Origin of the sequence: Actinomadura sp. 9N407, from assembly GCF_044326315.1 — a bacterium.
GTDB lineage: Bacteria > Actinomycetota > Actinomycetes > Streptosporangiales > Streptosporangiaceae > Spirillospora.
On sequence record NZ_JBIRAW010000030.1, the window covers coordinates 92,184 to 111,663 of the forward strand.

Consider the following 19,480-nt stretch of genomic DNA (forward strand, 5'->3'; position numbering starts at 1 on the left):
AGAACGATCGGCAAGGCATCCCGATCTCTTCCCGTCGCACCCTTGTCAGGCGAGCGGAGCGCGGCTTACGGTGTCGTCCGTTCAACGGACCCAACCATCCGCCTAGTGGACCACGATGGGACACCCCGTGGGTTGGAGATCAGCATGAGACGACGGCACTTCCTGTCCGGCGCCGCGGTGGCCGGCGGCACGGTGGCCTTCACACCGTTCCGCACGCCGGCGCACGCCGACCCCGGCGGGACGATGGCGCTGCCCGTCCCCAGGCAGTCGCGCGGGCTGGAGCCGGCCGGCGGCGACTTCCCCAAGGTCGGCGGCAACCTCGGCAACCAGAACCACTCGGCGCTGCGGCAGATCACGCGGCGCAACGTCAACCGCCTCGGCGGCGCCTGGCACGTCAACATCGAGGGCGGCGCCACGGACGGGCGCGCCCAGCAGAGCACGATCGTCGCCCAGGACGGCGTGCTGTACGTCCAGAGCACGCAGCAGAACGTCTTCGCCGTCGACGGCCGGACCGGCGCGATCCTCTGGAAGACCAACGTCGGTTCCGAGCGGACCAACATGCGGGGTGTCGGCCTCGGCGGCGGCCTGGTCTTCACCACCTCCGGCGCCAACATCGTGTACGCCCTGGACCAGAAGACGGGCGGCGTCGTCTGGCAGCGCGAGCTGCTCATCGCCGGTGAGGGCGACCCGGACTGCGACCCGCAGAACGGCCAGTGCGGCGGCAACCGGGGCGGCCTCGCCGGCGCCGTCGTCTACCACGACGGGCAGATCTTCGTCGGCACCGAGGGCAGCACGGCCGGGGCGCGCGGCCGCGGGTACGCGCTGAACGCCAGGACCGGCGAGATCGCCTGGACGTTCTGGGGACCGCCCGGCCCGGGGGAGTACGGCAACGACACCTGGGAGGGCGAGAGCTGGAAGACCGGCGGCGCGGTCTGCTGGATGCACCCGGCCGTCGACCCCGACCTCGGGCTCGTCTACTGGACGTTCGGCAACCCCTATCCGCGCACCAACGGCTCCACGCGCGGCGGCACCAACCTCTTCTCCAACTGCCTGGTCGCGATCGACGCCAAGACGGGCGAGCGGCGCTGGCACTTCCAGTCGGTGCACCACGACATCTGGGACTTCGACAACGTCATGGCGCCCGTGCTGCTCGACATGCAGGTCGGGCACCGCAAGCGCAAGGTCGTCGTCTACGGCAGCAAGACCGGGATGTACTACATCCTGGACCGGGCCAACGGGAGGCCCGTCCACGGCATGACCGAACGCCGCGTACCGCAGGAGCCCCTGCAGAAGACCTGGCCCACCCAGCCGTTCCCGGGCGGCAGGCCGTTCGTCCGCCAGGAGCCGAGCCACCGCGACACGACCAGGCCGGTTCCGTACTATCCGACCGGCGAGATCTACACCCCGTTCTGGGACGACGCGACGATCCTGTTCCCCGGCGCGGGCGGCGGGGCCGACTGGTCGCACATCTCGTTCAGCCCGCACACCGGGTTCCTGTACGTCGGGTACGGGCTGATCAACTCGGCCTACTCCAACACCAACGGCGGCAGGGTCAACACCTCACGGCCGCTGGGCGAGTACTTCTCCGGCGGGATCGTCGCCGTCGACCCCCGTACCAACAGGCCGGTCTGGCGCAGGGAGGGCGACTGGTCGCTGGCGCACGGCAACGGGATCCTCAGCAGCGCGGGCCGGGTCATGTTCCAGGGCGGCCCCGACGGGGTGCTGCACGCGATGGACGACACCAACGGGCGCAAGCTGTGGAGCTGGCAGTGCGGCGCGGGCGTGCACACCAGCCCGGTCAGCTACGAGATCGACGGCGAGCAGTACATCGCGGTCTTCGCCGGGGGCAACGGCCTTCCCTATCCCGACATCCCCAAGGGCGACCACCTGTGGGCGTTCAAACTGGACGGGAAGGTGGGCCCGGCGCCCGCTCCCAAGCCCCCGTCCAAGCGCAACCAGATCCGCGCGGCGGCGGTCGCGGGCACCGACGCGAACAACACGATCACGCTCGGCCGCGTCTGGAACTCCGGCGCGGGCGCCCCGGGCGACACCGAGAACTTCGTCGCGCAGAACGCCATGTCCCCGCAGCACATGACGGTGCCGGTCGGGACGGAGGTCACCTTCCTCAACCCCGAGGGCAACGTCCACAGCCACGGCGCCGCGTCGTTCTTCGAGCGCGTCTTCAACACCGGCCGGCTCCAGCCCGGCCAGTCGTCCTCGCACACCTTCACCGAGGCCGGCGAGTACTTCTACAACGACCCCGTCTTCCCGCAGAGCACCGGGAAGATCGTCGTCCAGTGACCCCCCGGGGCGCCCCGCCCCGGACGAGAGGAAGCGAGCCACCATGGCAGAGCAGGCAGCCGACACCGAGCGCGACCGCGCCGAGGACCGCGTGACCCGCTGGGTCGCCCCCGACTACCAGATCGTGGAGACCTCGATGGAGGTCACGGCCTACTTCGGCGCCGAGAGCTGATCCGCCCCCATGCGGATCCGGATCCTCGGCACCGCCGCGGGCGGCGGCGTACCCCAATGGAACTGCGCGTGCCCGGGGTGCGCCGCCGCGCGTGCCGACCCCCGGCTGCGGCGCCGGCACGCCTCGCTCGCGGTCGAGGCGGATGCTGGCCGCTGGTACGTGGTCAACGCGACGCCCGACCTCGGCGAGCAGATCGAGGAATGCCCCCCGCTGCGTCCCGGACCCGCCCGGCGGCACACCCCGGTGGCAGGGGTCATCCTCACCGACGCCGAACTCGACCACACCCTCGGCCTGCCCCGGCTGCGGGAGGCGCCCACGCTGCGGATCATCGCGACGGACACGGTACGCGAGGCGCTGTGCGGCGGCCTGCGCCTGGACCGGGTCCTCGCCCCGTACGCCGGACTGTCCTGGGCGACGCTGCCGCACGAGGCCCCGGAGGCGCTCGACGGCGGTCCCTTGGAGATCCAGGGCATCACGGTCTCGGGCAAGCGTCCCCGCTACGCGGCCGATCTCGACGCCGAACCCGCCGGTGACGCGTGGGTGGTGGCCCTGCGCATCCGCGACCGCCGGGACGGCAAGGCCCTCGTCTACGCCCCGGCCCTCGCCGCCTGGCCCGCCGGACTGGACCGCGCCCTCCACGACGCCGACTGCGTCTTCATCGACGGCACCTTCTGGGACGACGAGGAGCCCCGCCGTTCCGGGTTCTCCCAGCGGACCGCCGTCGAGATGGGGCACCTGCCGATCACCGGCCCGGACGGTACCGCCGAACGCCTGGCCGCGCTGCCGGCGGCGCGCCGCCTCTACACCCATCTCAACAACACCAACCCCCTGGTCGATCCGGCCGACGGCGGGCACCGGCGGCTGGCCGCCATGGGGATCGACGTGGCCCGGGAGCGAGAGGTGATCGAACTGTGAGCACACCACGATGGCCGCCGGGCGAGCTGGAGGAGCGCCTCCGGGCGCTGGCCGAGGAGCGGTACCACCACCGGCATCCCTTCAACCTGCGCATGCACGACGGGCTGCTCTCTCCCGAGGAGCTGAGCCGCTGGATCCTCAACCGGTTCCACTACCAGCGCCACATACCGATCAAGGACGCGCTGATCCTGGCCAAGCTCGAGACCCGCGAGCAGCGGCGCGGATGGATCCGGCGCGTCCACGACCATGACGGACGTCCCGGTGAGAACGGCCGTCCCGGCGAGGCCGGGGGGATCGAACGCTGGCTCAGGCTGGGGGAGGCCGTCGGCCTCGACCGCACGCTGCTGCTGTCCGGCGAGGGCGTCCTGCCCGGCGTGCGGTTCGCGGTGGAGGGCTACCTGAACTTCTGCAGGCACGGCTCGCCCCTCGAAGCGGTCGCGTCCTCGCTGACCGAGCTGTTCGCCCCGGATCTGATGGTGACCCGGATCGCCGCATGGGAACGCCACTACCCCTGGATCGAGCCGGAAGGGCTGCGCTACTTCCAAGTGCGAGTGGACCAGGGCCGCCGGGACGCCGACGAGGCACTGGGCTTGGTCCACGAATGGGCGCGGACCCGCGACGACCAAGAGCGTGTGCTGGCCGCGTTCACGTTCAAGTGCGACGTGCTCTGGTCCCTTCTGGACGCGGTCGAGCACGCCGCCGTCCGTACGGAGGCGTCCCATGCCCGCTGAACGGGAACCGTGGCGGCCGAGGCTGGACCGGTCCATCGTGCTGCGCCACGACCGCGTCCGTGATGCCGACCTCCTGCTGATGCCGGAGCGCGCCGTACGGCTCAGCGGCGAGGGCGGCCGCATCCTCCGGCTCTGCGACGGCCGCCGCACGGTCGCCGACATCGTCACCGAACTCGGCGAGACCTTCCCCGACGCCCCGCTCGCCGACGACGTCCCCGGATTCCTGGACCGGATCCGGGCCGAAGGATGGCTGCGATGAGCGACGCACCGGCCCTCCCCGCCCCCTGGGCCCTCCTGGCGGAGGTCACCCACGCCTGCCCGCTGCACTGCCCGTACTGCTCCAACTCACTGGAACTGGTCCGCAGGAGCGCCGAACTCGGCGCCGGCGACTGGGAACGGGTCTTCAACGAGGCGGCCGACCTCGGCATCGTCCAGGCCCACATCTCCGGCGGCGAACCGCTCCTGCGCCGCGACCTGGTGCAGATCGTGGAGTCGGCCCATCGTGCCGGCGTCTACACCCAGCTCGTCACCAGCGGCCTCGGCCTCACCGCCGCCCGGCTGGACGGGCTGGCGGACGCCGGGCTCAACAGCGTCCAGCTTTCCCTCCAGGACGCGCGGCAGCCGGGCTCGGACTTCATCGCCGGACGCGACTCGTACCGGGCCAAGGAACGGGCGGCCGAGGTGATCCGCGCAGCCGGCCTGCCGTTCGGGCTGAACGTCGTCCTGCACCGGCACAACCTCGACCGGCTCCAGGAGATCATCGAGCTGGGGACGCGCTGGGGGACCGACCGGATCGAGCTGGCCAACGCCCAGTTCTACGGCTGGGCCCTGCTCAACCGGGCCGCCCTGCTTCCCACCAGCGATCAGCTGGAACGCGCGAAGGCGACGGTCACCGCCTGGCGCGAGCGACACGAAGGCGGGCCGGAGCTGGTCTGGGTCATGCCCGACTACTACGAGGGCGTACCGAAGCCCTGCATGGGCGGCTGGGGAACACGTTCGATCACGGTCGGCCCGGACGGCACCGCGCTGCCCTGCCCTGCCGCGTACGCGATCCCGCACCTGGACCCGCCCAATGTCCGGGACGAGTCGCTCGCCTGGATCTGGGAGAAGTCGGCGGCGTTCAACGCCTATCGCGGCACCGCCTGGATGACCGGGCCGTGCGGCGAATGCCCCAAGCGCGAGATCGACTTCGGCGGGTGCCGCTGCCAGGCGTACGCGCTGACGGGCGACGCCGCCCGTACCGATCCCGCCTGCGCGCTCTCACCCGACCACCACCTGGTGCGCGAGCCCGTCACCGCGGCGGATCGCGGTGGCCCCGCGGACCCGGACTTCGTCTACCGGCGCCCAGGCCGGGCGGGACGGCCGTTCCCGGTGAGGTAGGCGACGACCATCTCGCCGGTCATCGCGCGGTGCCGGTCGCGGTGCTCGGGGGCGGCCAGGTCGCGGCCGAACAGCGTCCCGAACGTGTACTGGTTGGAGACCCGGAAGAAGCAGAACGAGCTGATCATCATGTGCACGTCGATGGCGTCGGCATCGGTCACGAAGTCGCCGGCGGCGCGTCCGGCGTCCAGGATCTGCGCGACCAGCCCGGCCGCCGGCGCGCCGAGGTTGGTCAGCACCTCGGACCTGCGCAGGTGCTCGGCCTGGTGGATGTTCTCGATGCTGACGAGCTTGATGAAGTCCTGGTGGGCGTCGTGGTGGTCGAAGGTCAGCTCGGCCAGCGTCCGGATCGCCTCGACCGGCGCCAGATGCCGCACGTCGATGGTGGCCTCGACCGCCCGGACCTCGGAGTAGACCTTCTCCAGCACGGCGATGTACAGCTTCTCCTTGTTGCCGAAGTAGTAGTAGATCATCCGCTTGGTGGTGCGCATCAGCGCGGCCATCTCGTCCACCCTGGCCCCGGCGTACCCGTGCCTGGCGAACTCCCGCTGGGCGACGTCGAGGATCTCCGCCCGGGTACGTTCGGCGTCGCGGCGGCGTCCGCCGGATGCGGGGGTGACGGACTGTGATGACATGTGGCTCCACGGGCGGGATGTCGGAAGGTGCGTTCATCCTAGGACGCGCGTGACCGGCCACCTCGGGGAGGCGGGACGGTCACTCGCCGTCGTAGACGAGCAGTCCGTCCTCGCGTAGCCGCGCGCCGGATGTGGGCGGATGCTCGGTGAGCCGGCCGTCATGGGCCAGATGCAGGACGGGCCGTCCACGGGCCAGTACGGCGAAGTCGGCGATCAGCCGGCGGTGGCAGCGCCACCAGACCGATTCACTGCACATCACGGCCGTCAGGGTCCGGCCGGCCTCGGGCAGTAGATCGTCCATGGCGGCGAGGAAGTCGGGGCTGCGGGTGTGTCCGGCGTAGCCGCGAAAGGACGCGTTCCGCCAGAAGGTGTCGGGCGCGTCCGGCGCGGCCCGGCGGAAGCCGCCGAGCCGCCCGTCCCACCGGTAGTCGATCCCTTCCGCAGGCAGCCATTCCTGCAGGGCGCTGCGGTGTACGTCCGGGTTGCGCCGGCTTCCCGGCGCGGTACGCACGTCCACCACGGACCGCACCCCGGCGTCGCGAAGGAGGCGGGCCAGCTCCTCGCGCTCGGCGGTGCCATGGCCGAATGTCAGCAGCGGCCGCACATCATCCATACCTCCCAGGATCGCGGGCGGCCCGGACACGCAGGGGAGCGGGGTCCGTACATACTGGGGCCGTGATGAGCGATCCTCCGCCCTATGGGGCCTTTCCTCCTCCGCCGCCCACCGCGCCGCCCCGCCGCGCCCCCTGGCTGATCCCCGTCATCGTCGTGGCCGTGGTGCTGGTCGTCGCCGTGGCCGCGCTGGTGACGTTCGTGCTGCTCTCCGCCGATGACGATTCTGGACGCGAGGGTCCGGCGGTCCTGCGCGAGCCGGTGCGGTTCCTCGCGGTGCAGGCGTCCGAGCCGGCCCCGTGCGCGGCCGGCCTGCTGCCGGATCCGTCCGGCGGCGAGTGCCTCAAGCTGGGAGCCGGGATGACCGTCGACCGGGTCGACGACATCCACGCCCAGTCACCCGATCCCGAGCGTGGCCGTACGGGCTACTCCGTGGCCATCTCCTTCAACCGGGAGGACGCGCAGGCGTTCACGAGGTTGACCGAGACGGCCGCGCGGGCGCAGGACCCCGCCAACCGGATCGCCATCATCGCCGAGGGCAAGGTGCTCTCCGCTCCGACCGTCAGCTCGCCGATCACCGGGGGCTCCGTCGAGATCAGTGGCCCCTCCGCCCAGTTCACCAAGGACTACACGCAGGACCTGGTCCGCCGCATCACCGGCCGCTGAGGCCCGGCCCGGGGACGCCGCCCGCGCCGGTCAGCCGAGCGTGAACGACGAGAGGATCTGTTCGGAGGCGGGCGGCATGGTGCCCTTCGCGGCCGCCAGATTGACGAAGCAGAACCGGTCGCCGGGGACCGGGACGTTGACCTCGATCTGGTCGGTGGCGATCCCGTCGCGCCCGGTGCTGGTGTGCGTCATCTTGAACCCGGGCTTCCCGCTGACCGTCAGGTCCGTGATCTGGGCGCCCGGGTTCAGCTTGAGCTCCTTGTTCTTCAAGGTCTCGAGGTCCGTGCCGATGAGGCCGCCGCTGTCGCATCCCGCGGACAGGTTCGGTGCGTAGCCGGAGGTGGTGGCGGAGTCGATCGCGAACACCACGCCGAGCTTCTGCTGCTCGCCGATCAGCTCCTTGATGATCTCTCCGCTGTCTCCGGACAGGTGGAAGGAGGTCTGCACCACAGGGGACGTGTCCGTCGCGGGGTCGACCTGCTTCCAGCCGGTGGGAAGCGACACCGTGACCCCGGTCTTCCCGCCGCCCAGGGGCGTTCCGCCGCCACTGCCGGGCGGTTGCGCGGGGGAGGACGAGGGGGAGGACGCAGCGGAGGCGGGCGGTGGGGCCGCGGGCCCGTCGTCGCCTGAACCGGAGCAGCCGGCCAGGGCGAGGAGCGTCAGGCTCAGCACGCAGGGAGTGATCAGTCGGGAGGGGGGCATGCACTTCTTCCGTTCTCGGGACATCGCATCTGCAAACATTCACCGGCGGCCGGGGTCTGCGGCGGCCAGGCGCAATCATGCTAGGCGTAGTCGCAAACGCAAACAAGCGATTTGCGTTCGTTAATGCATCCGAGATGTCCGGCTCATACGGCCGTAGGGCTGTTCGGGGAAAGACATACACAGTACGTTGAGCGCGTGGTGATCTCGTCCCGCGACCCTGGGAGGGCCCCGATGTACGACCTCAAGCTCGTCGGCGGAACCGTCGTGGACGGAACCGGTGCGGCCCCCCGCCAGGCGGACGTCGCGGTCAAGGACGGCGTCATCGTTGCGGTCGGCAGTGCGGCCGCGCCGGCCGTGCCCGGCGCGGCGGCCGAGACCATCGACGCCACGGGACTGCTGGTCACGCCCGGCTTCGTGGACATCCATTCGCACTACGACGGCCAGGTCACCTGGGACACCGGGCTCGATCCCTCGGCCTCGCACGGCGTGACCACCGTCGTGGGGGGCAACTGCGGGGTGGGCTTCGCGCCGGTACGTCCCGGCCGGGAGGACTGGCTGATCGGCCTGATGGAGGGCGTCGAGGACATTCCCGGCTCGGCCCTGGCCGAAGGCATCGAGTGGAAGTGGGAGTCGTTCCCCGAGTACCTGGACGCGGTGGACGGCCGCGAGCTGGCCATGGACTTCGGCGTGCAGATCGCGCACGGGCCCGTACGCGCGTACGTGATGGGCGAGCGCGGCGCCCGCAACGAACCGGCCACCCCCGAGGACATCGCGGCCATGGCCCGCATCGTCGGCGAAGCCGTCGGAGCGGGCGCGCTGGGGTTCTCCACCTCGCGCACGATCGTGCACCGGGCCGTCGACGGCGAGCCGGTGCCGGGCACGTACGCCACCGAGGAGGAGCTGTTCGCGCTGGGCCGGGCGGCGGCGGCCGCGGGCCGGGCAGTCTTCGAGCTCGCGCCGATGGGGACGGCCGGCGAGGACCTCATCGCCCCGCACCGGGAGATGGACTGGATGCGGCGGCTGGCGGCCGAGACGGGCCTGCCGGTGTCGTTCTCGCTGCTCCAGGTGGACGCCGCGCCCCGGCTCTGGGAGGAGATGCTGGCGGAGTCGCTGCGCGCCCACGAGGCCGGCGCCCCCCTCTACCCCCAGGTCGCCGCGCGGCCGTTCGGCATGATCGTCGGCTTCACCGGCCGGCACGCGTTCACCATGCGGCCGACGTACGAGGCGCTGGCCGCCCGCCTGGCCCCCGCCGAGCTGCTGGCCGAGCTGGCCAGGCCGGAGACGCGCGCGACCATCCTGGCCGAGCCCGACCGGCCCTCCCGGCCGGGCGTCCTGGACGACGACATCGCGGTCGGGCAGCAGTTCCTGCTGGACCGGATCTTCCCGCTCCACGATCCGGTCGACTACGAGCCCACGCCCGAACGGTCGGTGGCCGCGCTCGCCGCCGCCGAAGGCGTGGACCCGATGCACAAGCTCTACGACCTGATGCTGGAGGACGGCGGGCACCGGATGCTGATGGTGCCGATCTTCGGATTCAGCGACCACGACCACGAGGCCCTGCGGGAGATGCTGCTCCACCCGGCCGCCGTCATCGGGCTCGCCGACGGGGGCGCCCATGTGGCCATGGTGTGCGACGCCTCCATGCCCACGTACCTGCTGACCCACTGGGCGCGGGACCGTTCCCGGGGCGACCGGCTGCCGCTGGAGTACGTGATCCGCAAGCAGACCATGGACACCGCGAACCTCTACGGCCTGACCGACCGCGGCGTGATCGCCGAGGGCAAGCGGGCCGACCTCAACGTCATCGACTTCGACGCGCTCCGCCTGCACGCGCCGAGGATGGCGCACGACCTGCCGGCGGGCGGCGGCCGCCTGCTGCAGGACGCCGACGGCTACGTGGCCACCATCGTCGGCGGCACCGTGACCCGCCGCGACAGCGCCGACACCGGCGCCCGGCCCGGCCGCCTGATCCGCGGCGCCCGCTGAGAAACGCGAGGAGTTTCAGCGCGGCAGGGGATTGAGTCGGCGTCGACGGGATCACGCCGGTGCTGGACGCGGGCCGTGGCGGGTGTCAGCCCGTGTGCCCGGTGCCTGCGGGCCGGTGCCTGATGGCCAGCTGGTTCATCGCGCCTGCGACCAGGTCGACATAGGCCTCCTCCAGCAGGGCGGCCTGTTCGGACGTCGGATTGTGGCGCCACTGCTGCAGGACCGAGTCGGTGGCGCTGAGAAGGATGGCCACGGTCGGCTTCACTTGGCGCTCGTCGAGTTCCAGCCGGCGTGCCATGCGGTCGGCGAAGTAGCGCACCGTGGTGCGGTCCCGGTCGCGCTTGCGTCCTCTCACCGCCTCGTCCCATCCGCCGGCGGCGCGTAGCGCGGCCAGCATGGTGCCGCGTTCCCGCTGGGCGCGCAGCACGCCGTGGATGAGAGCGCGGAACATCTCCTCCACGGACTCGGCGGCCCTGACCTCCTCGGCCAGGCGGGTGTGCAGCAGGTCGGACTCCCGCTCGTAGACGGCCGCCAGCAGTTCCTCGCGGTTGGCGAAGTGCTTGTAGACGAGGGGCCGGCTGACTCCCATGTGCGCGGCCACGGTCTCTATCGAGATCGCCTCGATCGGCTCGGCGGAGACCAGTTCCGCGGCGGCGTCGACCAGGGCTTCGCGGCGGTGCTCCCGCGACAGCCGAGCCGAACGGGAAGGTGCTGATGCCGGTGTCGTTCCGTGCTCTTGTCGGTCCAGGCCCATTGTGACATCTTGTCACCAAGGCCGGTGACAAAATGTCACCAGGGACCGGAATCGGTCCGTCTCCACGTCACCCCCGGGAGGCTGGAATGACCTATGCAGGACAGCGCACGATCCTGGACGCCGACAGCCATGTCATGGAACTGGACGGCTTCCTGGACGATTTCATCGAACCGAGCCAGCGGGATCGGCTGCGCCGCGACCGGGTGGAGGCGCTCGACCCGGTGCTGAAGGCCGCGGCGGCGCGGGCCGAGGTCCGCCGGACGAGCGCGGCGGCCGCGGCGGAGGCGGAGGAACGCCTGCTCCTGGACAAGGGCTGGCAGGCCATGGGCGCGTTCGATCCGGCCGAACGCAGCCGCGTGCTCGACCTGCTCGGCTTCCAGGGCCAGCTCGTCTTCGCCACGTTCGCCTCCACCCTGTACTCCGGAAACGACCTGGACCGCCTCTACGCGGGAAGCGCGGCCCAGAACGACGCGCTGAGCGACTTCTGCAAGGACGACGACCGCCTGCTCCCGGTCGCCTCCGTACCGCTGGTGGCGCCGGACAGGGCGGCCGGCCTCGTCGCGCGGGCCGTCGAGAACGGATGCGCGGCCGTCCTGGTGCCGTCCACCGCAGCGGGGGAGCGGGCGCCGACGCATCCGGACCTGCACGCGTTCTGGGACGTCCTGAACCAGGCGGACGTCCCGTTCGTCATCCACGTCGGCGGAGGCGGGCGGATGCTCGACCCCGCCTTCCACAACAACGGCATGCCCGTCACCGACCATCTGGGCGGCGGCGAGAACATCCGCTCCAAGGACTACCTGGCCATCCACCACTCGCCCGAGACGTTTCTCGGAACGCTGATCCTCGACGGCCTCTTCGACCGGTTCCCCGCGCTGCGCGGCGGCTGCATCGAGCAGGGCGCCGCCTGGGTGCCGTCCTGGATGCGCCATCTCGACCAGGCCCACCGCGCCTTCCGGCGTACGGAGGATCCGCTGCGGAACCTGCGCGACAGGCCCTCGGACTATGTCCGCCGCCATCTGAAGTTCACGCCGTTCGCGGGCGAGGACGTCGGCTGGATGATCGAGCAGGCCGGTGCGGAACTGTTCATGTTCTCCACCGACTACCCCCACCCCGAGGGCGGCCGCGACCCGCTGGCCAAGTTCGAGGAGACCCTCACCGGCCGCACCGAGGCCGACCGGGCCCGCTTCTACTCCGGCAACATGGCCGAGCTGCTGCCGGCGTCGGTACGCGAAGCCGTCACGGCTCGCGTCTGACAGTCCGCGTGGCGCGTTCGGGGGCAACGATCTCCGAGGAGGAACGTACGTGGGAGCGATCAACGAACGGCGACCGTGGCGCACGGTCGCGCACATCGTGTCGGCACTGATGCTGGGCGGCCTGCTGGTGGCGTGCTCAGGTGGCGAGTCCGGTACGACCGGATCGGGCCCCGAGGGCACCCCCGTCCCCGGCGGCAAGCTGGTCTACGGGGTCGGAGCCGACGCCGGCGGGTTCCATCCCGCCAAGGACACCTTCGCACCGCAGACGTACACGATGGGCGGAACGATCATCGAGGCGCTGACCACCATCGACGGTGGTGGTCAGTGGCGGCCGCTGCTGGCCGAGGCGATCACGCCCGGCCGGGACGGTGCCGAGTGGACGATCAAGCTCAGAAAGGGGATCACGTTCTCCACCGGCGAGCCGCTGGACGCCGAGGTGGTCAAGGCCAACCTGGACGCGCAGCGGAAATCGCCGCTGAACGCGCTGGTCCTCGCCCCGGTACGCAGCGTCGAGGCGGTCGATCCGAGCACCGTCAAGGTCACGCTCACCGGCCCCTGGGCGAGCTTCCCGAGCACGCTGGCCGGGCAGATCGGCATGATCGTCCCGAAGGCCTCGCTGGCCGATCCCGCCAAGGCCAGCCGCCAGCCGGTGGGCACCGGGCCGTTCGTGTTCAGCAATTACACGCCGGGCAACCGCTTCGTGGTGAAGAAGAACCCCCGCTACTGGCAGAAGGGGCTGCCCTACCTCGACGGGATCGACTTCCGGATCCTGCCGGACTTCCAGACCCGGGCGCAGACGCTGGAGTCGGGCGGGCTGAGCGCCATGGCCACCATCCGCGACAACGACATCGTCAAGTTCGGCAAGCTCGCCGAGCAGGGCTCGTACCGGATGTACCGCGTGGCGGGCATGACGGTGCCCGAGTTGTACTTCACCCTCAACACGGCGGTGGCTCCGCTGGACGACCTGCGCGTCCGCAAGGCACTGGCGCACGCGACGGACCGGCAGGCGTTCATCAAGACGCTGCGTTCCAGCCTGACCAAGCCCGCCGACGGCCCCTGGTCGCCCGACTCCCCGTGGTACGCACCCGGCGCCTATCCCGCGTACGACCCGAACCAGGCGAAGGCGCTGATCGCCGAGTACGAGAAGGAGAAGGGGCCGGTCAAGTTCGAACTCCTGAGCGTGCCCGACCAGTCCTCGATCCAGAACGCCGAACTGGTGCAGGACATGTGGAACAAGGCGGGCGCCGAGGTCACCATCCGGCAGGGCGAGCAGGCCAGCCTCATCCAGCAGGCGCTCACCGGCGACTACCAGTCCATCGTGGCGACGCAGTACACCGCCCCCGATCCCGACGGCGAGTACCGCTACTGGCACTCCGCCTTCGCCAAGCCGGTGGGCCAGGTCTCCCTCAACACCAGCCGCATCAAGGACGAACAGCTCAGCGCGGCCCTCGACAAGGGCCGCCGGACGTTGGACCAGGAGGCGCGCAAGCAGTCCTACGCGACCGTGCAGCAGCGGCTGCGGGAACTGCTGCCGTTCATCTGGGTCGACCACCTCAGCACCAACGCGGTGATCACCAAGCCCAACGTCAGGGGCCTGGCCGAGTACAAGCTGCCGGACGGATCGACGGGCAAGCCCCTGAACGGACTCTCCACGCACCGCTTCGAGACCATCTGGATCAGCAGGTAGCCGTCGACGCACGAACCACCCGGCCCGACCTCCGCCAGAGGCCGGGCCGGGCCTTCCGGTCGGCCTCCGGGGCCACAACCGACAGCGCGTCCCGCCGACGCCCTGTCGGTCTACGAGCGACTCCGCCCTTGGGCGCAGGAAGTGAAGCCGATCCCGGGCTGGACCGCCCGCGACCTACCGACCGATCCCAGCCACCTCTACACCGCAGCCCTCGCGGCCCTGGAGCTACCGTGACCGGACGGCCTGCAGGAATGCGGACCATTCACGAGGGGTGAACTCCAAGGCGGCGCTTGAGTCGCCTTCCTTGCTGTCGCGAACACCGACCATGCCAGCGGAGGAGGACCCGACTTCCACACAATCGCCGTCCGGCGCACTGTAGGTGGACTTACGCCAGTTTTCGTACCGGAGCATCATGCTTACGATCCTGCCAGCTCGCTCAGCTCGTTGGCAGCTTCCTCCAGAAGCGTGAGGCTGCTGACCGGCGAGAGCGAGGCTTCGCGCAGGCGTCTGTACAGCTCGACATAACGAGCGACTTCACGTGCTGTGGTGTGGACGATATCGGTGTGCATCGTGTCGGCGATCGCCACCGGCGGGTCACGCGGGTCGGTGAAGGTGTAGATCGCAAAGGTGGACCTTGCCAGGAAGCCTCCCTCGACCCGCGCATTGACCGGCAGGACGTGGATGGATAGGCGAGGTTCTGCCGTGGCGGCCTGCACCAGGTGGACGAGTTGTTCGCTCATGACACCAGGTGGAACGGCCAATCGGCGTACCACGAACTCGTCCAGGATCAACTCGTAGGTGGGACCTCCTGGCCCGAAGGCAGCCTGCCGGCGTCGTTGGCGTGCTTCCAGCATGCGGTCCGGTCGGTACGTCAAAGGCCCGTCGGCCTTATCGAGTTCGACCAGCGCCAGGGAGAAATCTGGTGTCTGCAGGATGCCCGGGACGCCGAACTGGTTGTAGCCGCAGATGGATTCTGCTGCGGACTCGAGATCGGCGTACATGCGTTGGCGAGGGCCCATCGCGTCGCCGTACTTGTCCCACCAGCCGCGTTCGGCGGCCTGGCAGGTGAGGTTGAAGAGTTCCTGCCACTTGTCGCCGGTGACACCGAGTATTTCGAGGATCTTGACGACGTCAGCTACGTCGGGACGGCAGCGGCCGTTCTCCAGCTTGGAGACGGTCATGCGAGAACGGAGGATCTGCTGGGACAGGTCCTCGGCCTTGATGCCTTTCTCCTCGCGGAGGGTTCGGAGTTCGGTGGCGAGGCGGCGTCGGCGGAGGAAGGGGCTGGTCACCGGGGACCTCCAAGATCGTGCCGGTGGGGCGGGGGGCTGCTGTCAACTCTGTGTTATCACGCGAACACAATGAGTGTCATTCGATAGTGCAGCTATTCGAACGAGCGATGTGAGATCGAACGTTCGGATCGTTTACGTAAACGGCCGCGCTGTTCGCCGTAGCCGCGTGCCGATCGGCCGTACGGGGAGGTGAACGGCCTCTTCGCCGTACGGCGACGCGGTTCGTCGTGAGGATGGAACGAGCCAGAAAGCTCCGTTCCGTTCTCCCCGTGAGGTGATCAATGCTGCTCGCCATCCCCGTCCCCGCCGAAGCCGACGCGTCGATGTATTGGCGGCGCAGGTTCAGGGGCGCGGCCGACCAGGTGTGGAGTGTCCGCGCTTTCGCCGCGCACCTGCTGGCCGACTTCGAAGCTCTGGACGATGTCCTCCTCGTCCTGGACGAGCTGGCCGTCAACGCGCTCCGGCACACCCGTTCGGGACAGGCCGGCGGGCACTTCACCATCGAGATCCGCAGGGACGTGGCCGGGGTGACCGTCCACGTGATCGACGAGGGCGGTCCGGGGGAGCCGCGCGTGGGCGACATCGTGGAACTGGCGGAGAGCGGCCGTGGCCTGCTCACAGTGGACGCGCTCGCCACCGCATGGTCCTGGAAAGGCGATTCCCGAGGACGAACCCTCCGGGCCACATTCGCGGAACGAGCCTGATGCATGGTCGATACGAGATTCGGCGCCACACCGCTCGGAGCGCGAGGGGACCTTCGATGACGGCAATGCCCGAAGGGGTGTCGCGCGTCCGTGCCGACCTGCGCGAGGCGTTCGCCGCGCTCGACGTGATGCCGGGCTTCCGTGCGGAACTGGTCGATGGAGAGATCATCGTGTCACCGCCCCACGACGGACAGCACGAGACCATCATCGTGGCGGTCGACGACTGGGTGCGCGAGGTCCATGGACTGCGTTTGCATCGCAACCTGACGTTGATCAGTCCCGAGGGCGAATATGTTCCTGACGGGATCGCCGCCCCCAAGGGCGCGTTCGCCGGGCGCGATTGGCACAGCAAGCCCGACGGGGTGGCGATGGTCCTGGAGGTAACTTCCGGTGGGCGGTGGGACCGCAAGGCGGCCGAACGCGACCGGGGGCCAAGCGCCGAGGATACGCCGCTGCCGACATCCCGCTGTACCTGCTGATCGACCGCCAACAGGGCAAGGCCACGATCTTCTCCGAGCCCCGAGGCGACGACTACACGCACAGTGCCTCGGTCTCCCTCGGCGAGGACCTGCCTGTCCCGGCCCCACTCGAAGGCGCCCTGCCCACCTCCGATTTCTGACCCTGCGGTCGGCCGTCAGGCGAAGCCAGGACTCTCTCGGCTCGGGCTGCCGGTGGGGCCGTTCGGCGGCGTGCACGTCTTCGTGCCGAGCAGCCGGTCTTTGGTTCTCGCCCGTGGCTCGCGCGCAATCGGCCTGATCGGTCACCGGCGGGATCGGGTGAGTAGGAGGCCAGGGACGGACAGCGCCGCCGCGGCGATCAGGCCCGCGAGCGGAAGAGTGGTCGTGAGGAGCGTCATGCCGCAGGAGCCCTCCCGGACTGTGGTCGCGTTGGCGCGCTGGTCGTGCTCGGGCAGGCGGAGGTCCATGGCGGCGACCAGGAGGCGGGACCCTGCCGGGGCACCTGTTCGGTGCGGACGTTCTGCCGGACGTCGATCGCCGCGCACGTGTCAGGGTCGATCCAGGAGTGGGGGTCAGCGCAGGCTGCGAAGGGTCAGCTCCTGCGGCGCCAGGTGAAGACGAATCCCCACATGATGCCGATCATGGCGGCGGCCATGGCGATGACCTTGAACCACACATCGCCGGCGCCTGAGGTCGTGGCGGTCCCGCCCAAGACCCGGACCTCGATCGATGTGCCGATGGTGCTCCGTCCCGCCCCGAGAACGGGCCCGGAGGCGGCCGTGCCGTCAGGCTGAATCCACGTACCGGTACAGCGCGGCTTTCTTCCACCCGAACACGCCTCGACCCGCGCGGTCGTCGAATCTCCCTGAAAGTAGACCCGCATCTCATCCGCGGCCAGGAGCCCGTAGATCGAGATGACGGCCATCAGGAATCCGGTGATCAGCACCAGCAAACACCCGGAGGACTTCTTCGCCGGCGTTTCTTCGGCCATCGTCGGTCCCATGCGATTCAGACGCCCAGGCTCCGTGCCCGGTTCACCGCTTCCGCCGAGGAACGACAGATCTGCTGGTACGGCCCGTACCCAGGTCACCGTCGTCGATCCGCGCCGGAACGGGACCAGCGGTCCGTCGTCGGGGCGTTGACGGTGATCTCCCATTCGCTTCGGCGCGTACGTGCAGGTAGGACGGGCCCGACAGGTGACCTTCGGTGGAAGACGTGCCCCGGCCGGACAGGACTTCCGCCCCCTGCTCGAATTCAGGGGTGAGTTCGGTGAGAGAGAAGGCGCCCTTGCTTCTATGCGTCATCTGGATGCTTGCGGGGCCTCCCGCGTAGCGAAGGACGAATGAGCCGCGTGAGCTCACCTGAGCCTCGACGACGGGGACGCTATCCGCCGGCTGTATCCATGCCGCCCACTGGCCCTGTGACCGGATGCGCACGAGGACATGCGGTGCGTCGCGCACCGGGATGGGTGCCACAACGCGGCTTCGTCGGAGTTCCTTGCCCTGATGGAGGAGCCGGGCCTTTCCCCTTTCCAGGAGTTCGACCTTGTCCGGGCTCACCGTTCCTGAACGTCCTCTTCCACGGAGGCGGACGACGAGCACCAAGGGAATGTGCGGTCCGTAAGTAGGGAACCTGACTTGTCCTTTCCCTTTTCCTTGGGCTCGCCGCGACTGGCGGGTCCTCGGCGGAAATATCTTGAACGGTGCGGGCTCCCGGTGAGGAGGCCGGGTCGATGGTTCAGCGCTCGGTACGGAGCCCTGGGACCTGCGGGCATTCCCACTGCGCGTGATCGACGTGGTTTTCACGATGCCCGATGGGGTGCCGCGTCCGGTCGCGATGGGAGGCATGCCCTCCCCGAGTCTGACCTGGTCGGCGGCGCACACGTCGATGAATCGGGTGGCACCCGCCTCCGGTGTCCAGCGCACCCGGTCGACGGACACGCCGTGCCGGGGGTCGAAGAAGCACAACGGGCGCCGGGCCGGTGCGGGACGTCCCGCAAGATGGGCATCGACGCAGGCGAGCGCGTATCGGCCCTCGTCCAGAAAGCGCAGCACGTCTTCCGCGTCTCTGCTGTCGCGGTCACCGATGAACGCCACCTTGGCTTGTTCGTAGGCGTCGAGCGCACTGGCGTAATGCGCGAGGAGTTCCGCGTCGGCGGCGTACTGCTCCGGCTCGAAGGCGTGCCGCGCGAGCGCCTCGCCGAAAGCCGTGATCTCGGCGTCGACCAGGGCCAGTTCGTCCGGACGCCGCCGACGAAAAACTCTGAACAAGGTCCCCACCATCTCCCGGAATCCAGCAGATCCTACTGAACGATCTTCGTCCTGGGCGGGCTGGTGCAAGATGGACGCGGGTCTCGGGTACGGGAAGGCCGCCGGCGTTGTGGCGCTCTCTTGAGCTCCTAGAGCCGTTCAGCCCACAGGAACGTCCCGCCGATCACTTCAGGACCTGCGTGGGCGCCGCTGGTGAGACGGTCCGCCAGGTCGAGTGCCTTGAGTTCGTGGTCGCGGGGCGAGTCGCCGGGGTCGCTGAAGGGCAGGAGCCCGGCGTCGGTCATCTGCGGCACCAGCAGGTCCGGCTGGGAGCCTTGGCGGTCGCCCGGGAACATGGGGTCGAATTCGGTGAGGAGCTCACCATTGCGGTAGTACAGGAAGCGTTCGTGGCCGAGGATCGGGTGCTGCCAGTACACGACCGTCCGGCGGCCGTCGCCGGAGAGCCGCTGGGCTGCCGCCGCCACCCCGAGAGAGCCGCCCTCCGGCTGGTAGAGGAGGGTCCACTCGCCGATTCGTGTCGCTCCTGCGATGTCGCTGGCCGGAGGTTCGGGCCGGGACATCACCTGTCGGAGCGGCGTGGGGCCGCCGGGCACGGGATGCAGCCAGGTCAGCTCTTCGAGGCATCCTGTCACGCCGAGACCGTCGACCCAGACGAGGCAGAACGCCGCCCCTGCGAGGAAATGCTGCCAGTCCGGGCCCTTGAGCCAGTCGTAGGCGGTGGGTGTGCGCGGTGGCCGGAGCCTCTCGATCTGGGTGAGGACGTCGATGATGTCGTCGTCGGTCGCCTGCAGGTACATCTCCTCGATGGCGGCGGGGATGCGGCCCCTGGAACGTACGGACATGCCGTTCTGCTCGGCCCAGGCGCGGACTCTGCCGTTGTAGTCGCGGACTGCGGCGGCATGCGACTCACGCCACTCTTTCTCACTCACGCTCACGTTCGGCCACGTTAGCGCCCGGCCAGG

At 69.9% G+C, this 19,480-nt stretch carries 23 protein-coding genes; 14 read left to right on the forward strand and 9 right to left on the reverse strand.

Features of this window, described 5'->3' with window-relative positions:
- Positions 1–144: 144 nt before the first annotated feature.
- The 6 genes from ACH34Q_RS35475 to pqqE are packed head-to-tail and all read left to right on the forward strand — an operon-like array spanning position 145 to position 5,499.
- The gene (locus ACH34Q_RS35475; RefSeq protein WP_395987529.1) at positions 145–2,301 is read left to right on the forward strand and encodes a PQQ-binding-like beta-propeller repeat protein; all 2,157 of its coding nucleotides are present in this window, start codon (positions 145–147) and stop codon (positions 2,299–2,301) included.
- 43 nt (positions 2,302–2,344) lie between these two features.
- Positions 2,345–2,473: a pyrroloquinoline quinone precursor peptide PqqA gene (gene pqqA / locus ACH34Q_RS35480; protein ID WP_395987530.1), complete on the forward strand. Its 129-nt coding sequence runs from the start codon at positions 2,345–2,347 to the stop codon at positions 2,471–2,473.
- Between the two features lie 9 nt (positions 2,474–2,482).
- A complete protein-coding gene (gene pqqB / locus ACH34Q_RS35485) occupies positions 2,483–3,388 on the forward strand; it encodes a pyrroloquinoline quinone biosynthesis protein PqqB (RefSeq protein ID WP_395987531.1) in 906 nt (301 codons plus the stop codon).
- Positions 3,385–4,119, forward strand: a complete 735-nt coding sequence (gene pqqC, locus ACH34Q_RS35490; protein WP_395987532.1) for a pyrroloquinoline-quinone synthase PqqC — start codon at positions 3,385–3,387, stop codon at positions 4,117–4,119. The genes pqqB and pqqC overlap by 4 nt, the downstream gene beginning before the upstream one ends.
- Complete coding sequence (gene pqqD, locus ACH34Q_RS35495) at positions 4,109–4,378, forward strand: pyrroloquinoline quinone biosynthesis peptide chaperone PqqD (RefSeq protein WP_395987533.1); 270 nt, start codon at positions 4,109–4,111, stop codon at positions 4,376–4,378. The genes pqqC and pqqD overlap by 11 nt, the downstream gene beginning before the upstream one ends.
- Positions 4,375–5,499: a pyrroloquinoline quinone biosynthesis protein PqqE gene (pqqE, locus tag ACH34Q_RS35500; RefSeq protein ID WP_395987534.1), complete on the forward strand. Its 1,125-nt coding sequence runs from the start codon at positions 4,375–4,377 to the stop codon at positions 5,497–5,499. Before pqqD ends, pqqE begins: the two co-directional genes overlap by 4 nt.
- Here the strand turns inward: pqqE and ACH34Q_RS35505 are convergent.
- Both ACH34Q_RS35505 and ACH34Q_RS35510 read right to left on the reverse strand, forming a co-directional pair.
- Positions 5,454–6,134, reverse strand: coding sequence for a TetR family transcriptional regulator (locus ACH34Q_RS35505; RefSeq protein ID WP_395987535.1), 681 nt, complete (start codon positions 6,132–6,134; stop codon positions 5,454–5,456). The genes pqqE and ACH34Q_RS35505 overlap by 46 nt on opposite strands.
- A 79-nt stretch (positions 6,135–6,213) precedes the next feature.
- Positions 6,214–6,747, reverse strand: a complete 534-nt coding sequence (locus ACH34Q_RS35510) for a DUF488 family protein (RefSeq protein ID WP_395987536.1) — start codon at positions 6,745–6,747, stop codon at positions 6,214–6,216.
- Positions 6,748–6,812: 65 nt separating this feature from the next.
- Between ACH34Q_RS35510 and ACH34Q_RS35515 the strand changes: the two genes are divergently transcribed.
- A complete protein-coding gene (locus ACH34Q_RS35515; protein WP_395987537.1) occupies positions 6,813–7,412 on the forward strand; it encodes a SecDF P1 head subdomain-containing protein in 600 nt (199 codons plus the stop codon).
- Between the two features lie 30 nt (positions 7,413–7,442).
- Here the strand turns inward: ACH34Q_RS35515 and ACH34Q_RS35520 are convergent, their stop codons facing one another.
- Positions 7,443–8,114: a hypothetical protein gene (locus ACH34Q_RS35520; RefSeq protein WP_395987538.1), complete on the reverse strand. Its 672-nt coding sequence runs from the start codon at positions 8,112–8,114 to the stop codon at positions 7,443–7,445.
- 195 nt (positions 8,115–8,309) lie between these two features.
- On the opposite strand from ACH34Q_RS35520, the gene ACH34Q_RS35525 reads away from it, so the two are divergent.
- Complete coding sequence (locus ACH34Q_RS35525) at positions 8,310–10,100, forward strand: amidohydrolase family protein (protein WP_395987539.1); 1,791 nt, start codon at positions 8,310–8,312, stop codon at positions 10,098–10,100.
- An 85-nt stretch (positions 10,101–10,185) separates the two neighbouring features.
- Here ACH34Q_RS35525 and ACH34Q_RS35530 read toward each other — a convergent pair whose 3' ends face one another.
- The gene (locus ACH34Q_RS35530; RefSeq protein ID WP_395987540.1) at positions 10,186–10,854 is read right to left on the reverse strand and encodes a TetR/AcrR family transcriptional regulator; all 669 of its coding nucleotides are present in this window, start codon (positions 10,852–10,854) and stop codon (positions 10,186–10,188) included.
- 86 nt (positions 10,855–10,940) lie between these two features.
- Between ACH34Q_RS35530 and ACH34Q_RS35535 the strand changes: the two genes are divergently transcribed.
- On the forward strand, positions 10,941–12,107 hold the full coding sequence (locus ACH34Q_RS35535) for an amidohydrolase family protein (RefSeq protein ID WP_395987541.1): 1,167 nt from the start codon (positions 10,941–10,943) through the stop codon (positions 12,105–12,107).
- 49 nt (positions 12,108–12,156) lie between these two features.
- The gene (locus ACH34Q_RS35540) at positions 12,157–13,794 is read left to right on the forward strand and encodes an ABC transporter substrate-binding protein (protein ID WP_395987542.1); all 1,638 of its coding nucleotides are present in this window, start codon (positions 12,157–12,159) and stop codon (positions 13,792–13,794) included.
- A gap of 225 nt (positions 13,795–14,019) precedes the next feature.
- On the opposite strand, the gene ACH34Q_RS35545 is transcribed toward ACH34Q_RS35540, so the two are convergent.
- Together ACH34Q_RS35545 and ACH34Q_RS35550 are read right to left on the reverse strand one after the other, a co-directional pair.
- Positions 14,020–14,208, reverse strand: coding sequence for a DUF397 domain-containing protein (locus tag ACH34Q_RS35545; RefSeq protein ID WP_395987543.1), 189 nt, complete (start codon positions 14,206–14,208; stop codon positions 14,020–14,022).
- Between the two features lie 2 nt (positions 14,209–14,210).
- On the reverse strand, positions 14,211–15,086 hold the full coding sequence (locus ACH34Q_RS35550) for a Scr1 family TA system antitoxin-like transcriptional regulator (RefSeq protein WP_395987544.1): 876 nt from the start codon (positions 15,084–15,086) through the stop codon (positions 14,211–14,213).
- 281 nt (positions 15,087–15,367) lie between these two features.
- Here ACH34Q_RS35550 and ACH34Q_RS35555 point away from each other — a divergent pair, with 281 nt between their 5' ends.
- The 3 genes from ACH34Q_RS35555 to ACH34Q_RS35565 are packed head-to-tail and all read left to right on the forward strand — an operon-like array spanning position 15,368 to position 16,409.
- A complete protein-coding gene (locus tag ACH34Q_RS35555) occupies positions 15,368–15,790 on the forward strand; it encodes an ATP-binding protein (RefSeq protein WP_395987545.1) in 423 nt (140 codons plus the stop codon).
- A gap of 56 nt (positions 15,791–15,846) precedes the next feature.
- The gene (locus tag ACH34Q_RS35560; RefSeq protein WP_395987546.1) at positions 15,847–16,269 is read left to right on the forward strand and encodes a Uma2 family endonuclease; all 423 of its coding nucleotides are present in this window, start codon (positions 15,847–15,849) and stop codon (positions 16,267–16,269) included.
- Positions 16,188–16,409 carry a Uma2 family endonuclease gene (locus ACH34Q_RS35565; RefSeq protein ID WP_395987547.1) on the forward strand — a complete coding sequence of 74 codons (222 nt, stop codon included), beginning with the start codon at positions 16,188–16,190 and terminating at the stop codon, positions 16,407–16,409. The genes ACH34Q_RS35560 and ACH34Q_RS35565 overlap by 82 nt, the downstream gene beginning before the upstream one ends.
- 141 nt (positions 16,410–16,550) lie before the next feature.
- Here ACH34Q_RS35565 and ACH34Q_RS35570 read toward each other — a convergent pair whose 3' ends face one another.
- Entirely contained in the window at positions 16,551–16,715 is a 165-nt protein-coding gene (locus tag ACH34Q_RS35570) for a hypothetical protein (protein WP_395987548.1), read from the reverse strand.
- A 125-nt stretch (positions 16,716–16,840) separates the two neighbouring features.
- Positions 16,841–17,338: a hypothetical protein gene (locus tag ACH34Q_RS35575; RefSeq protein WP_395987549.1), complete on the reverse strand. Its 498-nt coding sequence runs from the start codon at positions 17,336–17,338 to the stop codon at positions 16,841–16,843.
- Between the two features lie 910 nt (positions 17,339–18,248).
- Between ACH34Q_RS35575 and ACH34Q_RS35580 the strand changes: the two genes are divergently transcribed.
- Positions 18,249–18,557 carry a hypothetical protein gene (locus ACH34Q_RS35580; protein WP_395987550.1) on the forward strand — a complete coding sequence of 103 codons (309 nt, stop codon included), beginning with the start codon at positions 18,249–18,251 and terminating at the stop codon, positions 18,555–18,557.
- A gap of 89 nt (positions 18,558–18,646) precedes the next feature.
- Here the strand turns inward: ACH34Q_RS35580 and ACH34Q_RS35585 are convergent, their stop codons facing one another.
- Positions 18,647–19,453 carry a histone-like nucleoid-structuring protein Lsr2 gene (locus ACH34Q_RS35585; RefSeq protein WP_395987551.1) on the reverse strand — a complete coding sequence of 269 codons (807 nt, stop codon included), beginning with the start codon at positions 19,451–19,453 and terminating at the stop codon, positions 18,647–18,649.
- Between the last annotated feature and the right edge of the window lie 27 nt (positions 19,454–19,480).